12 protein-coding genes are annotated in these 14632 nt (G+C 56.6%); 3 read left to right on the top strand and 9 right to left on the bottom strand.

Features of this window, described 5'->3' with window-relative positions:
• Nucleotides 1-279 precede the first annotated feature (279 nt).
• A complete protein-coding gene (locus tag M0654_RS11335) occupies nt 280-1050 on the top strand; it encodes an ABC transporter permease (protein WP_248683188.1) in 771 nt (256 codons plus the stop codon).
• A gap of 163 nt (nt 1051-1213) precedes the next feature.
• Here M0654_RS11335 and M0654_RS11325 read toward each other — a convergent pair whose 3' ends face one another.
• Both M0654_RS11325 and M0654_RS11320 read right to left on the bottom strand, forming a co-directional pair.
• On the bottom strand, nt 1214-1480 hold the full coding sequence (locus M0654_RS11325; protein WP_248683186.1) for a hypothetical protein: 267 nt from the start codon (nt 1478-1480) through the stop codon (nt 1214-1216).
• A 1-nt stretch (nt 1481) separates the two neighbouring features.
• Nucleotides 1482-2507, bottom strand: a complete 1026-nt coding sequence (locus tag M0654_RS11320) for a glycoside hydrolase family 19 protein (protein ID WP_248683185.1) — start codon at nt 2505-2507, stop codon at nt 1482-1484.
• Between the two features lie 171 nt (nt 2508-2678).
• On the opposite strand from M0654_RS11320, the gene M0654_RS11315 reads away from it, so the two are divergent.
• The gene (locus tag M0654_RS11315) at nt 2679-2894 is read left to right on the top strand and encodes a hypothetical protein (protein WP_248683184.1); all 216 of its coding nucleotides are present in this window, start codon (nt 2679-2681) and stop codon (nt 2892-2894) included.
• A 58-nt stretch (nt 2895-2952) separates the two neighbouring features.
• Complete coding sequence (locus M0654_RS11310; RefSeq protein ID WP_248683183.1) at nt 2953-3339, top strand: hypothetical protein; 387 nt, start codon at nt 2953-2955, stop codon at nt 3337-3339.
• On the opposite strand, the gene M0654_RS11305 is transcribed toward M0654_RS11310, so the two are convergent.
• The 7 genes from M0654_RS11305 to M0654_RS11275 all read right to left on the bottom strand — a co-directional run bounded on the left by M0654_RS11305 (nt 3328) and on the right by M0654_RS11275 (nt 14254).
• A complete protein-coding gene (locus M0654_RS11305; protein WP_248683182.1) occupies nt 3328-5487 on the bottom strand; it encodes an FkbM family methyltransferase in 2160 nt (719 codons plus the stop codon). The genes M0654_RS11310 and M0654_RS11305 overlap by 12 nt on opposite strands.
• Before the next feature lie 40 nt (nt 5488-5527).
• Complete coding sequence (locus M0654_RS11300) at nt 5528-6343, bottom strand: S1/P1 nuclease (RefSeq protein WP_248683181.1); 816 nt, start codon at nt 6341-6343, stop codon at nt 5528-5530.
• 154 nt (nt 6344-6497) lie between these two features.
• The gene (locus tag M0654_RS11295; RefSeq protein WP_248683353.1) at nt 6498-8876 is read right to left on the bottom strand and encodes a bifunctional glycosyltransferase/CDP-glycerol:glycerophosphate glycerophosphotransferase; all 2379 of its coding nucleotides are present in this window, start codon (nt 8874-8876) and stop codon (nt 6498-6500) included.
• 528 nt (nt 8877-9404) lie between these two features.
• The gene (locus M0654_RS11290; protein WP_248683180.1) at nt 9405-11483 is read right to left on the bottom strand and encodes a hypothetical protein; all 2079 of its coding nucleotides are present in this window, start codon (nt 11481-11483) and stop codon (nt 9405-9407) included.
• A gap of 272 nt (nt 11484-11755) precedes the next feature.
• A complete protein-coding gene (locus M0654_RS11285) occupies nt 11756-13051 on the bottom strand; it encodes a hypothetical protein (protein ID WP_248683179.1) in 1296 nt (431 codons plus the stop codon).
• Nucleotides 12946-13842, bottom strand: a complete 897-nt coding sequence (locus M0654_RS11280; protein WP_248683178.1) for a hypothetical protein — start codon at nt 13840-13842, stop codon at nt 12946-12948. The genes M0654_RS11285 and M0654_RS11280 overlap by 106 nt, the downstream gene beginning before the upstream one ends.
• A gap of 10 nt (nt 13843-13852) precedes the next feature.
• Complete coding sequence (locus M0654_RS11275; protein ID WP_248683177.1) at nt 13853-14254, bottom strand: DUF6950 family protein; 402 nt, start codon at nt 14252-14254, stop codon at nt 13853-13855.
• Between the last annotated feature and the right edge of the window lie 378 nt (nt 14255-14632).

The following is a 14632-nucleotide window of genomic DNA, read 5'->3' as shown; positions in this document are numbered from 1 at the left end:
ACGGCACAAACCCCCTCTTATTTGAGGGGGGCACCAACCGAAGTTGGCGTTGATCAAACCTCCCTATAAGTTCCAAGATCAGTTGCTCGGCGCGCGCATGAAAAACCGAGCAGGCGGTCGAGGTGGTTCCCCCTATCACCTCGGCCGCCGCCCTGGCGGCCGCCATCGCCGCTCTACCGAAGTGACCGGTGACTAATGTGGGAGCCGAACGGTGAAGCCATTACTTGATTCCGCCACAAACTGGGAGGTATGAGACGGTCCCCCTGAGGAGTCGGCGATTTGTATTACCTGAAAGCTCATTTGCGCGTAGTATCGGCGTTCATCATCAGAGAGATGGCCACAAGATATGGCCGCAGCCCGGGCGGCTACCTCTGGGCCTTCCTGGAACCTATCGCGTTCATAGCAATCATGTCTGTCCTGATGGGTGCCTTGGGAAGGATGCCCCCGAAAGGCGATAGCTTCACCCTGTTTTATGCGACCGGCTTCATAGCCTTCAATATGTACAAGGGCATGCTCGGCTACGTCACGTCCTCAGTCAGTGCGAACAAGAACCTCATGACGTTCCCCACCGTGGCTCCGATTGATGCCGTAGTGGGGCGAGTGATCTTGGAGGGAGCCACATCCGTTGTTGTCGCGACAATCATATTGTTCGCCGCTTCATTCACGGCCCGTTATCCGTTTTCTGTCGAATGGTCGAAGATAATCGAGGCAACAGCATTGGCGTGGCTTCTTGCCATGGGTGTGGCTTTAGCGAACATCGTTCTCTTCGCAAGGTTTCCACTCTACCAGAAGACATTCGATATCGTCATGCGTCCGCTTTTCCTTCTATCTGGCGTCTTTTTCAACGTTGCAGATATGCCAGCAGGGGCGCGCAACATACTGCTCTGGAACCCGGTGGCCCACGTCGTCATATTGTTTCGGCAGGGCTTCTACGGCGATGCGGGGACCGATTACGTGGACGTTCAATTCCTCGCCGAAACATCGTGTACAGCACTGATGGTTGGCATGATGTTGTTCACGTTCTTTTCGGTCGCGCGGCTGCAGGACTGAAACTGCGGCGGATTGGTATCACCGCACGACCGCATCGTGTGCTGCGCATTCTTCCTTCGTCCAGGCCTTGGATGCACAAAGACCCGCAACAGTGTCGTCGATTTTGTCCTGGTCCCGCTCTGTTGCGCCACGGGCGCCGATCAGTGATGTGCCAGCGATTGATCTAGCGGTTGATTGCAGCTGGCCTTTCGCCACACTGGCCTGTTTCGTGGAGGTACATGCCGCCACGCTCAATGCACAGGCGACGACGGACGCGAGCCTTGTCAGCTTCATTGGTCAGTTCTCCGATTGCGGTGTTGGTTGCGGCAGTCAGGCGATCCGCTTCAGCCTTTCGCGCGTCACTGACGGCACCAGGGACGTATAGGAGCATGCACAGCACGAAACCGACAGCGGCCCCGACGCCGAGCTTGATGATGTCGAACAGGCTCATGTCACGCCTCGATCTCGCGTCGGATGGACTTGACCCGCCGGACGATCCACTCGCCGCCAAAAAGGATGATGCCGCCGCACAGAAGGCCAGCGCCGACGAGGATGATGATCAACTGCGGGTTCGCGTTGGCAAGCCATGTACCGAGGCCACCGAGCGCGCCGATCGCGGTCGTGAGCCATGCGCCCCAGCTGGACTTCTGCCGAACCTCCTTCTCGACCTTTTCAGGCACCACGGGGCGGTCAACCGGAACCGGTACAGACTTCTCGATCACGGTCTCCTCGACCACTGGCGACGATCGCACCGTTTCATCACCTGAGGCTGCAGATCGGGCCAGCAGCGCTTTGTGCAGCGCCGCGCGTGTTTTCGGACCTACGTCGCCGTCAACGGCGTCGCCGGTGAAGCCCGCCGCCCGCTGGAAGGCCTTGGCGCCAGAGACATCAGGCGAGTAGCCGCAAACGACCAGCGCCAGCCGACCGTAGTAGTCGATCCTGTCGGCAAGTCCGTTCTTGCCGCCGTTGATCTTCTTGGTGATCGTCTCGATGTCGTTCTGGTCGGCCCACCGGTTCAGAGATTGACCGGTAGCCTCGTCCCAATACCAGATCGGAACCAGACCTTCCCACGGATCAGAGTTGATCGCGTCCGGATCGGCCACGAAGTCAGGGCACCTGTAGCCTTTGCGGCGGCACCAGTCCCGGAACGATGTGTAGTTTCCCTTGCCCGTGAGCTGGATCGGCCCGCGACCGCGGTACAGGAAGCCGTCGCCATCCTTCTCCGGTGTGTTACCCAGATCGGTGCGCGTATCGTAGCGCTGCTGCGCCGGCGTTGGTCCCCAGATCTCCTTGTCAAACTTAAAGCTACCGCTCTCGTGCATGAGCTGCGCGAGGTAGTGAACCAGGCGGTGCAGGCGATCGAGGCCAACATCGGCGCCGTAGCGATCGAGAGAGGTCAGTACAGATTGCAGGTTCGCAGCACTCCCCACGGCCTTGGCAGCCGTGCGGATCTGCTGCACCGTGATGGGCACAGTCATGACGTTCTCCGATGTTTGACTGGAGGGTTCGTTAGTAGTAGGCGAGAGCGATGAAACGTTATTCAGCCACCCGAGAATTAGTCGTCTGCTTGGTCAGTATCGCGGTAATTGCAGCCGCTGCAGTCGGTGCGGCGCATTGGCTGGTCGGTTAATCAGCCGCCGGAGCTGGCTATGACTGATCTTATCCCTGACGAGATTGAAACTTTACGCATGCTTGCCGGCCAGTTGCCGCGGCGCATGGGCGTCGTTCATATGATATGTCTGATGCAATTAGTGGCATTCGGTTTTTGCACTCCCGACGAGCCACCGCAGATCACAGATGCCGGGGTCCAGCAGCTGGAAGAAGCGACCGGCACCATCGATTTTAGGTCGCGCAGCTCTTCGTGATTGTCACCCCCTAAAGGGAAGGGCTACGTAGGGCGCTCGAAAACAAGAGGAAGAAGACTTGAGTATCCAAGACCTCATCGACAAGCTTTATGAGCTAAAGGAACCCAGCCGGGATCTGGAAATCGAAGTCGCCCAACTCGTTGGCTGGAAGCAGCGATCGGAGAAGTTCCTCGATGATAAAGGAAACGTGAGAGAGCGGACGTTGTACCTAGTCCCAAATGGGGACAAGGAAGGGAAGGTACCTCGTTATACGCTTTATCTTCACGATGCCTTCAATCTGGCCCAGTTGATCGCCCCAGATCACGTTGGCGGTGTAGCTTGGGAGAACGGGATGGGCAGCGCTCGCATCAACAACGGTCCTTACGTACAGGCCGCGTCAGCGCCGATCGCTCTCACGATCGCTGCACTGACGCTGCTACAGCAGAAAGTTACATCACGACGGTAAAACCGCGATGGCGGCAGCTGCGGCGGCCTTCATTCGGTTCCCGGATTCAAGCCGCACATGCCCTACGGTCTTTTTAAAAAACTCGCTGCAGATGCTTAAGATCGCCGGATCCGTAAGCGCCTCTTGCCGCAAGAACACGATATTGTGCTGCCATTTGTGGCGCTGAATATCTCGAAGAACCGGGAAGAGGCCGAAGCCGGCAAGTTGCTGGATAACCTCTCGGTCCAGCACCTGCCCCTCCCACCGAGGAGACGCTTCCAGTTCCGCAAAGAAAAGGATGCACTTTTGCAGTGACTTCTCCGCCCCTGCAAGCACTGAGCCGACGGCCCCCTCAACATCGACCCACATCGCGTTGTTGAGCCCGTCTTCGCCTAAGAAATCGTCAAGACGTTGCCCCTGTACTTCATAAGTCGATTCAGCCGGCGCACGCTGGTTCGTCAGAAGACTTCCCATTGTCGAGTGTTCTTTAGTCGTCGCCGGTACGTTGAACCTATAGGTTCTGTTCTCGTCCGCTATGCACTGGAAATGGTATTCAACTCCCAAAGCCTCCACCTCTTCCCGGTACCTCCCGTGGACTCCGGGGTTGGCTTCGAACGCCACAACACGAGCGTCTGGCATCGCTAACTTGACGGAACGTGAGAACTCAGCTCCATGCGCGCCGATCTCCAAGACAATTTGCGGCTTTAGATAATGCACCATTTGCATGACTGCCGCAGACAAATCGTCAACGGTTCGCTGCCGGGCTTGACCGTGTTCATTTTTATCTCGAGGTAGCGCGTGGTAGTGGAGCGCTTCCTGCAGCTTCATCGTGAATTCCGGATAAGCACTTCCTGCGACCAGTCCTCCAGCAGCTTGGCTATGGGGCAATACATTGCTGCCAGTCATTCTTTTCACGTCTACGATCGTCGCTGAATATAATGTTTTGAGAACCGCGGCCAACTTTGCCAAAGGAACGCGTAGCCTCTCGAGAGAAAGACGATCGTCCGTAGCTACCAGGTTGAAGCCCGGGAGAAGACCCGCGTGCTCTGCCAGTTTCCCACGCCAGAGTTCCGTCTTCACAAGAAGAGGTGCCTCACAATGCAGCGCGACGGTAAACGTGTCCTCGCCGGTCGCCCTCAGTTCATAGTGGATGGCTTTGTCTATTCCCCTCATGTGCAGCGGGAAGTATCTTTTCGAAAAATTCGAGGGGGGCACGAGCTCCACAGGCAAGGACATGCGTATTGTTTCGTATGCCCTTCTCCATGTCTCCGTGTTGTTGAATACCTCCAAGATATTCTTTGATTCGGTGGGGACGAGATCACGCCGCGTGACCGGCCCGCTATACGCCTTTCCGCCCGCAGCAATCCAGGCTGCATTGTTCTCTTGCCATTGGGGAAAAGCCAGCGCGACCACTGCATCGTTCCAAAATTTACGCTCCCCGATGGGGTGAGTGATCACCGTGCTTTCGTCGGCGTGGCCGTACCATCGGTTAAATTTGACAGGTAACAGCGTGGCAGAGATACCGTGCCGGAACGCCACCCAACCAAATGCGGTTTCGTCGATGGTATACGCAATCTTTCCGAGATAAGTAGAGATGAAACGATACGCATCATCCAACATCTTCTCGTGCGGGAGGTCATCTGTGACAAAAATCAGGCCACCATTGGGGATGGTTTGCCGGTCTGTTATGCCCTTGAAATCATCATGTTCTGTCGTGAATGGGTGGAACTTCTGAATGAGTTTTTTTGTACCCTCCCGCCAAGCCATTGGCCGGTGCTGAAGGATCGGCGATAAGTCTCCGGATATGAGCATGTCAGCGTCAAGAAAAAGGACCTGACGGAACTCTTTTAAGAGATCAAACACGTCGAGCTTGACCAACATGAAATGCGAATACCGCCCGAGAGCATCGTTGACACGCCGTTGGACTTCCATGTCTTGGTCGTCGCCGAAGTGCCGGCGCAGCCATTGATCCTTCGTTAGTTCCCGGAACTCGCAGCGCTCATCCAGCTGTATCAGCGCCGCTTTTTGATCCTCTGGAATACCGTCGTGAAAGATGACGATAGTATCGTACATGTCCGGGTTGTGCTTCCGGAGCCCGACGATCATGTTCCCAACTGCAAAGGCCAAGTTGGCCGTTACGGCAAACATGATCGCTAGATTACGCTTCATCTCTTTCCCCATTAGTTCCTACGAACCGTTGCAAATTGCATTAGCGCATCCGAATGCCATTTAGAAGACTAGCGAGACGAAGCCCCGCCTGTTCTAACCGAAGACGCACAGCTGGCCAGTGCCGCTCCAAGTAATCATCTGGAAGAACCAACATGGCGGTGGCGCGTTGAGCGCCTAAGTCTCGTAACAACACGTCTCTGGCGAGATTGCGGCTCTCTATCGCCCAGGACACTGTTGAACCTCCCGCAGGAGCGTTACCTCGCTCGAAATCGTCGACCATGTCAGCAATGTCGTGGACGGACATTTTGCGGCTGCGAATGAATGCGCTGTCCCAGACGTCATGGAACGTCATCTCCTTCCCTTTGAAAATGACTTTAAATACACCTGGATCTTCGCTTGCGTGCAAAGGCTGATGGATGTCGCCAACGAGGTGCACAATGTACTTAAGCGCAGCTACCTTAGCTTCGGTAGGGAGAGCCGGATCGTTAAGCGCTGCGACGCTTTCATCGATGGCGCCAATGATGCAACGGTGGTTTTTGCATTGCTTGGCAGGATCATATTCTCTCTCATCCAACGGAAGCCGAACCAGATGCGAAGGCTGCACCCCCACCTTCAGGTCTCTAATTCGGTCGGCCCATCGCGCCACTTCCACAATTGAAGTCTTCCCTTCGGCAGAAAGCAGCTCGCCAACCCACAATCTGCCTGTAGCTGTTAGATGCTTTTCTGCAATCGCTGCCACCACCTCGTGACCCATGCCGTTCCAAGCAAGTGCAGAACCCGTCTGAATCATGGTAAACATACCCATGAATGCCAGCGCGACTGCGCTTCTCATGATGATAACAACGGTGCCTCTCACGCTTCCTCCAACTAATTGGCCTCGGCCGAAACTCCCCTAGGCGACAGCTCTGATGCGTGCCTTGCTGGGGAGGTAACGCTCTTGCTGAACCAATATCACGATGGGTACGGATTCACGCTGGCTGATGCGAAACATTTCGCACCAGCATTTGCTTCTAGATTTTTAGTACGTCAGCGACGCGTGCTGATGCTTTACCATCTTCCCAAGCACAGAACTCCTCGACAAAGGCGCGGTACTTCGTCGCGAAGCGTTCTTGGTACGATGGCAGCTCTCTTACCTCAAGGGCGACCTGTTTGGAGGTAGTGACGAAAGGCCCAGGGAATTTCTCCTGTGGGTCAAAATAAAAGCCGCGTTTCTCGGATGCATACTCGGCCATGTCAGGGCAGAAGAACAGCATCGGCTTTCGGGTGTTTGCGTAGTCGAAACAGATGGAGGAATAATCTGTAATGAGCAGGTCAGCCGCCAAGCAGAGCTCTTGAGGGTCATCGTATTCGTCCACCAAAGCCGTCTTTACGAAGGGGGCATAGGGCGTGGGATCAAACCGCCCCCCCGATAAAAGGTGGGCTCGCACAATGAGGACCCAGTCGTCCTGAAGTTGATTTTGGAGCTCCGCCAGGTTTAGGTTGAACTTGATTGGCGTGTCTCGGTTTCCGTATTTCTTGCTGTCCTTGAAGGTCGGCGCATACAGGATGATCTTCTTGTCCTCGGGAATGCCGAGGCTGCTGCGTACCTTTGAGACAATTCGTGCCTTTTGCTCTGGATCTGCATAAAAGATATCATTCCGCGGATAGCCAGTCCTCATCACGGGCCCGCTGTACTTGTATGCCGAGGAGAAGCGGTCGGCCGTGAACTCGTTTGGTGCGACGAAGAAATCCCACTGCTTTGACTGAGGGTACATGACGTTCTCGGTGGAGTTCCGGTTCAACTCCCGACCGACAGGTGCGGTTACGTCGAAGCCTAGCTTCTTCAGCGGTGTGCCGTGCCAGGTTTGGACATATGTTGCGTTCTTTCGCTTTTGGAAGAACTGAGGGAAGCTCGTTCCAGTGAACAGATAGCCGGCTCTCGCCAGGTAGTAGAGGTACTTCAGAGATGTCTTCAGTACGATCTCCGCCCCGTCCAACTCCGCCGCATTTCGGTCCACCCCGTCCTGCTGTTGGAACGCCCAAACATGCTTAGCCTTTGGTGCGCGACGTTTGAGCTCCTGGTAAATGTACTTCTCATTGCCTGCATATTGACGGCCCGACACGCCCTCGTAGAGGAAGATGTTTTTGCTCACCGGAAACAGATGAGTGCACAGATTATAGAACACACCAACACGGAAGCTCAGATACGGCAGTCGACGCTTCTTTTTTGCGTACTGATAAGGCGTCCGCCCCAGGTAGTATGCGGCAGCGAACGGTGCGGCGCACGCGTAAACAGCGCCAACCAACGCCTTCTTGATCGGCGCAGGTGTATGCTTTTTTAGGAGGGCGGCGGTTTCGCGGTAGAACAGAATGATCTCTCCCAAGGTGTCAACCTTGTGGAACTGACCCTTCAACATCCATCTGGCTATTAGCCTGTCGCCAAGCGGGAATTTCTTGAACACACTAGGACTTAGCCCGCTGAGATAACCCGGAACGGTCTGGCGAAACATGTCTCTGAAATACGCGGTGCCACTTAGGTACGGCTTCACGTAGTAAAGCACATCAGTCAGCTTGCGGTGATCCCAAGCGCGTTTGATGCTTTCAGGCGGTCCATATTTATTGAATTGGTCGTCCAACCAAGCATAAACCTTAAGACGCTCCTCAAGATTCGCGAAGTCCCCCTTCTGCTGAGTTACAGATTTGGCAGCACTGCCATCTCTAATTCGCCACTTATAAACCACCTCTGGCTCAATCGCGATCCGTGGGTCATGTAGGAAGAGATTGATGACGAAACCTACATCTTCGTAGTAGATCTTTTCGGGGTATCGGATTTTGTTTCTTCGAAGATAATCAACGCTAATGAGCTTGTTCCACGGCGCCCCATTGTAGACAAGCCAAGGATAATCTCGCCAATGAACGATCTGCTGCTTGAATACTCCTCCCATTTCGAATTTAGGTGTTGCCCAACCTTTTCGGTTCTTGGAGTTGAATCGAAGCGTCCGACCAAGCACAAGATCCGCTCCGGTCGACCGAATGCGATTGAGCATTAGCTCATAGGCTTTCGGGGGGACGTAGTCGTCGCTGTCAACAAAGGCAATGTATTCGCCTTCAGCCATATCGATGCCATGGTTTCGCGAATCACCTTGTCGCTCGTCATGCTCTACGTATCTGGTCTTCCAGCCGTATCTCGCCGCGAACTCCTCGGCAATTTCACACGACCGGTCGGAGCCGGGTTTCAGAACAAGAATGACATCTAGGGGCTGTAGCGTTTGGGCTGCAATCGAATTCAAACAAGTCCTTATGTAGGGCTCTACCTCATAAACCGGCACAACCACCGAAACCTCAGCTTTCGTGAGTTCGGCATCCACCCTCGAACCTGAGTTGACCGTATCATCATCGAAATCTACCATCTCGTTCACACAAGGGCTCCGCTCTTAAGAAACATTGAGTTTGTGTGCGGGTGCGAAATGGAAAAATCAAGGCAAATTCGGCTGGAGCGATCCTGAAGGTACGGCGCGCCCTAGTTAGATCCTGAATCGCGGATGGAGTAAGCTCGCGCTGAAATGACTAGATATGGCCTGCCACCGCCGGGACGGGTGAGTTGGAAGACCATCCCCGACTGATGCTTCGTGAGCTTGAGTAGGAGGCTACCTATAACTCTTTACACTCATCTCCACAGGTACCAGAAGCCGGTATCTGACATGTTCAACTCACCTGCCTGTCCGGCCGTTAAGGTTGCGATGGTTGATCCGTTTCCTCCATGCTTCACAACGAGATTGAAAGCGTCGGATCCACGCGGCAGAAAACTTGACGCCGGGGATAGCGTCTGTGGGTGACAACGTAAGTTCGCCAACGGCCCTCCTGTGGCATTTGCGAGCCGACTCCAATCACGCAACGCTCCACACGGCCTTGGTAGCCGAGCGGATCTTCGGCGCCAGCTAAACCGCAAAACACCCAACGCGAGTGATCGCGGCTGAACCGTTGATGGTTTTCCCGGTCGCCGAAGATGCTTCAAGACGGAAGTCGAACGTATCGTTCCCGCTGCAATCAATGATAGTCGGGGCGAATTCAACCGTCTGCCCACCTGTTGTGTTAGCAAAAAACTTCTCGCCCCTCTGCATAGATGCCCCGTTGCGGTAGAGATAGATCTGTAGCAACTCGTTGTCTGAGGGGTTGGCAACCTCAACCGCTCCGTAGAACATATGCATTCCGGGCAGCGGTCTGATCACATCGTTAGCAGCGTCATAGTATCCGGCGTAGTCCGTCATGACTGTGGACTGGAAGGGAATTTTCTGGGGGGTCGTGGACGCGACAGCAAGAGTAACGTTGCCAGAACGAGATAGCTGGACTGCCCTGTCAGCCTTGGACGGGTGCGACCAAGTCACGGCAGCGTTGGCAAAATCGATCGCGTCGGGAGCCTCCGAAAACTCTTCAAAAATCACGATGTTGAGGTCTGCCTCCATCGCATCCACGACGAACAACGAATAGATCGTCCCATCATTCATGACGTGAATGCCTTCGCCTTCAGATCGAATGGAGGAGACGCCCTTTGCGTTAAGAATGGCCTTCACACCCGCAGGATTCATTAGCGACGTGGCAATAGGGTCTTGCGTGCCGGGAACGAATAGTTTTGTGCCGCAGTACATATACGGCGTTACCGGCGCAGCCCCATCCCAATGCCCGCCGTAATTGAACGCATAGAAGCCAGGCCCTTCCGCCATCGTCTGCTGCTTCGGGATCTTGTCGATCCAGTATCCGGAAACACTGGCATGCAGGGCGCCAATGTCGAAACGGTCGATAATCGAGCCATCCAGGTTTCGGCGGGTGAAGCGATGCCGCTGACGGGTGTTAGAGCCGTGGTTTGTTGCGAAGTTTTCGGTGGTAAGAACCCCATTCCTGCCGCAGATGTTGTAGTTGAGATCCATATCGACCGACGAAGAAAGCGAGAGGGTCGAAAGGTTCGTCGGGTTGGTCGGGAAAGCATACTTTCCGACGTTAGGCGAAGCGTTCTTGGTATACAGGTAGCGCGTGCCGCCCTCGTAGCTGACATGCGCTCCTTGTGGGACAGTAGACCCAGCCTTCACGGAGAAGAGATAGTCGCCGTGGTTTCCGCCGCCCGGGTTCCAACGATAGACCTTGTGCCAGACCGCGGTCCCGACATTTAGAGTAGAGACGATAATCAGCTGACCCGCAACCTCGTCAATCGTCATTGCTGACGGATAAGAGTAGGTGGCGCCGGGGCTGCCTGCCAAAATCGCCGCTTCATCAGGGCAGATGATCGATAGCCGAAGCGCAACCTTGCGCCGGAAGAGTCGGCGGTTGAATGGCATAAGGATGGGCTTGACGAGGCTTTCCCGCAGGAAGTCAATCGTCGCACCGTGGAGCCGCTGAGGCCCGACATCCGGTGCTCGATACCACGTCCGCCCATCCTCACTCTCGAACGTGTCCGTGCTGCCTTTTTCGGTGTCAACGAACAGCCCACCAAGACTGTCACCTTCGGATGCGTCACCCTTCAGCGTGATGGAATGGATCGACGCATCGATCATCGCCGAGCTTGCGGCATTGCGGGTGATGAAGGTCAAGTTGCCGTTAGCGGCAGCCTGAGCGATGCTGGCCCAGCCTTCGGCCGCGGTAATGATCGCCGCACTCGCCTGATCGCTCACCAGGCGGAACGTCGGCCCGGACACGATACCCATCACGATAATGCCCGAAACGAGGCCGCCTGCGACAACGTCATTGCCACTGTTGGTCTTGATCGTGAGCGCAGCGCCGCCATTGAAGCTGACGGAAACCGGGGAGCCGGTATTGGTGGCGGCGATATTCAGCCACACCAGAGACGAACCGGAAACCGGAACGCTGGTGGTCGCCTGGATGGCGTTCGGTGTGCCTGCACCTGCGTCGGAGGCTATGATGAAGCTGAAGGGAAGATCCGCGCGCCGTGTCCAGGAACCGGATGCGCCAACCTTACCATAAACGCCGTTGCTGGCAGCTACAGGGTCTCCCATAACCCAAGCCATGGCATTCGCCGGCTTGGCGAGATCAGCGTTGAGGGCAGTCAGCGACGAGTAGATCAGGCCGCCATTCGACGTGAAGGCTGTGATGACGTTCTGGAACTGCCGGAGCAGGCGCCGGATATCCGGCTTTTTTGGAGATGTTTGCCTGAAGCAGGAACACCATCGGTCACGTAGTCACGAAACACTTCTTCAGGGGTCAAATCAGGCATCGGCTTTCCCACATGGCGGCGCTCCGGCGGTGAGCCAGAGGCAAATGATTGTCGGGTTGAGGTGCGTCAGGTGATGGTGAAGGAGCCGGTAGCCACCGCAGCGGCTTCCCGGCCGGAAGGGTTGATCGCCCTCAGCCAGCCGTAGTAGGTGCCGGCGGCAAGGCTGGTGATGGTGCGCAGATCAATCGCGCTCGGTGGTCCGTATTCGGTGCCGGCAAGCGTGGCCGCATTGGGGTCGTTCGTCGTGCCGACGTAGATCCGGCAGGCGAAGTAGTTGGCGCTGTTGGGCGCCGTCCATTCAAAAAGCGCCTGGCCAGCACCGGGAGTAACCGAGACACCGGTGACCGGCCCAGGCGCGACAGGGTCGGCGGTGGCGGTCAGCAGAACGTAGTCGGTCCAGTCCGATGAGGTGCCACCGCCCCATGCCCGCAGCCGAACCCTGTATTGCTCGCCATCCGCAAGGTAGCCGGTGCGAACCTGATTCTCGTCTTCTTCCGAGAACACCGACTGGATGCCCGAGCCGCCGCTGGTGCGCTCGTATTCAAGTTCGTAGGTCAGGCTCGTATCGACATGGTCCCAGCTGCCACGGATGAAGGCGGCCGTTGCGCCGCCAGCCACGACTTCGGTTTCAACAGCAGCGGTGAAGTTGACCGGCGTCGGCACGCCTTCCTCTGGCGCTGGCAGCGCCACTTCTCCGGGCTTGCCTTCCTCTGTCGCGGCATTGAAAGTGTAGAGCGAGCTCGACACGAGGATGCCGGAGAACGAGATCCGCATGTTGCGCAGGTCGATGCTGACGCTCGAGGTGATCTCGACAACCGCATTCACCAGCCCGCGGCCTGGATAATGAACCGCGACAAACCGCCGGTAGGGCAGGTTGCGCACGTTCTTTGCCGTGTAGTCAGCGACAACCGTGACCCTGCGCGCATTGGCGCGGATGAAGGTCAGCTTCTGCTTGCGCTGGCAGTGATTGTGGCTCTGGATCGCCTGGTTGTTGAGCGTCTTGGTGCGCTCTGTCTCATCCTGCTCGCCATAGGGATCACCGTAGATCGCCGCGTCTTCGGCGTTGTAGTCCTTGGCGGGATTGGTCCAGCGCCCGCGCACGGCAAGAACGGTGTTCGCCCGCCGTTTGTTCTTGTCGACGCGGATGCTGTAGATACTGTTGGCATCGAGCGTGATATCCGGCGCGACGTATTCTCCGGCATGAACACCAATGCGGCCATCGGCACGCTCATAAACGACCAGCTCCGCCGCCTCGTCTATAATCCGGCCAACTTCGGTCGGGTCATTGTTGCCCGAAACCAGAAGCCGCCATGGTAGCGCTTCTCCGTTCCGCCACTGCGGTTGGTGACATTCTGGTCGCAAACGGCGGCAGCATTGGCCCAGTCTGGCAGATACATCGCCGAATACGACATCTTGCCGCCGACCGGATGGCACAGGTGCCACAGGCGCATCAGCGCCAGGTTGGTGGAGAACTCCCAGGTGTTCGGGTTGGCGTATCGATGCGAACCTGACCCGCCCTGCGTGCTGTCCTTCCTAGGATCGTACAGTCGCATCCCTCTCCCAACCGCCGAGTGCTCCGGCATCTGGTTGGGGTAGATCTTCATATAGTTCTTCTGCGAGACGGTGTGGCAGCGCATGTAAACACTCGCCAGCCCGTCGCCGCGGTGGTTGCTGCCCCAGATCGTCGGGAACGCATCGACGATCGCGCCATAGGCGGTGCTGCTGTTCAGCCCAAGCCTGGTATCGATCCGAACGTTGGCGCTCCCGTCGAAAAAGAAGGGCGGGGTGGTGACCAATGTCCCGTCCACCGTCACCTTCTTGTCGTGCAGGTAGTGCTGCTCGAAACCGTCAATGCGGTGCGCAGCCCACACCATCACATGGTAGGCATAGCCGTTGCGCTCCTCCAGGAAGACATAGTCTCCGCCCTTCTTGACGCGGCCCAACACGTAAGGCAGCGACGGCACCTGCTGTTTGAGGTTATACGAGCCGTCTTCCGGCTTTGGCACGGCCGGCTTCTGCGCGAAGCTCTGCATCGCAGCGTAACCAATGCCGGCAATCGCCAGGGCATAGGTGCCGAGATAAAGCAGGTTTGCGGCAAAGGTCGTCGTCGCCAGCGATGACACGATCAGTGCCAGCGTTTCCAAGCCCGTCATGTGGTTTCCATTATCTTGTCGGGAGAGACCAGGCCGCCAGCACCCGCGCTGACATTCGTCCGAAGCCTTGTTTCTGCCGCACCACCCAGCCGCGCCCGTCGTGGATGGCGCCGAACTGGTGAAGCGCGTTGCGCGAGCTGCCGATCACGCCCACATCTCCGCGACGAGGCGATTGCGTGGGACTGGCGCCAATCGACCTGGCGCATTCCGTCAGCAGAGGGACGACGCCGGTCTGCCGGATGATCTGGCGGAACTCTTCATCGCTGCTGTAGGTGCCGCGGAACCGAGCGGCCGGATCTTCATGTCCCTGCCAGATTGCCCATTCGGCGAGGCACAGGCAGCAATCCACCTTGTGACCGGGAGACCAGGGCAGGGCGCCGTAGTGCTCCAGGAAGGCGTCGAGCGTATCCATGGTGACTCGACTCCAGATTGCGGTCGTGATTTTCTGCCGCTCTCAACGGGAGGAGAAACTATGCCGATTAGCATGACAGACTTACAGGACAGGCTAGATGCGCATCAGATTGCGCTACGAGCGATAATTCATGCGCTCACAGGTCTGGTGAAGGACGACAATCTTGTCGGCCGGATCGATCAAGGCCGCGTTGCGCGAAGAAGCCAACGGACTACCGGACGGATTAGCCAAGGATACGATCGAACAATTACGCGCTCCTCATAGTCAGCATAATGAGCGATAGCCTCTGCGCAGTAGACGTTCATCTTTTGCTCTGGAGGTGAGAGATTGTGGGGTACCTTTGTGTATCCCCATTCCTCATACGTCTTGAAGGTCGTC

The sequence above is a fragment of the Neorhizobium turbinariae genome, from assembly GCF_023223505.1.
GTDB lineage: Bacteria > Pseudomonadota > Alphaproteobacteria > Rhizobiales > Rhizobiaceae > Neorhizobium > Neorhizobium turbinariae.
The sequence above is the reverse complement of the archived record's forward strand: the minus strand, read 5'-3'. Positions and strand labels throughout refer to the sequence as shown.

Coding starts and splice junctions, on each gene's coding strand:
- M0654_RS11325 (WP_248683186.1), bottom strand. CDS start 1,480: ATGAGCCTGTTCGACATCATCAAGCTCGGCGTCGGGGCCGCTGTCGGT.
- M0654_RS11275 (WP_248683177.1), bottom strand. CDS start 14,254: ATGGATACGCTCGACGCCTTCCTGGAGCACTACGGCGCCCTGCCCTGG.
- M0654_RS11320 (WP_248683185.1), bottom strand. CDS start 2,507: ATGACTGTGCCCATCACGGTGCAGCAGATCCGCACGGCTGCCAAGGCC.
- M0654_RS11280 (WP_248683178.1), bottom strand. CDS start 13,842: ATGACGGGCTTGGAAACGCTGGCACTGATCGTGTCATCGCTGGCGACG.
- M0654_RS11295 (WP_248683353.1), bottom strand. CDS start 8,876: ATGGTAGATTTCGATGATGATACGGTCAACTCAGGTTCGAGGGTGGAT.
- M0654_RS11290 (WP_248683180.1), bottom strand. CDS start 11,483: ATGGCTTGGGTTATGGGAGACCCTGTAGCTGCCAGCAACGGCGTTTAT.
- M0654_RS11315 (WP_248683184.1), top strand. CDS start 2,679: ATGACTGATCTTATCCCTGACGAGATTGAAACTTTACGCATGCTTGCC.
- M0654_RS11305 (WP_248683182.1), bottom strand. CDS start 5,487: ATGAAGCGTAATCTAGCGATCATGTTTGCCGTAACGGCCAACTTGGCC.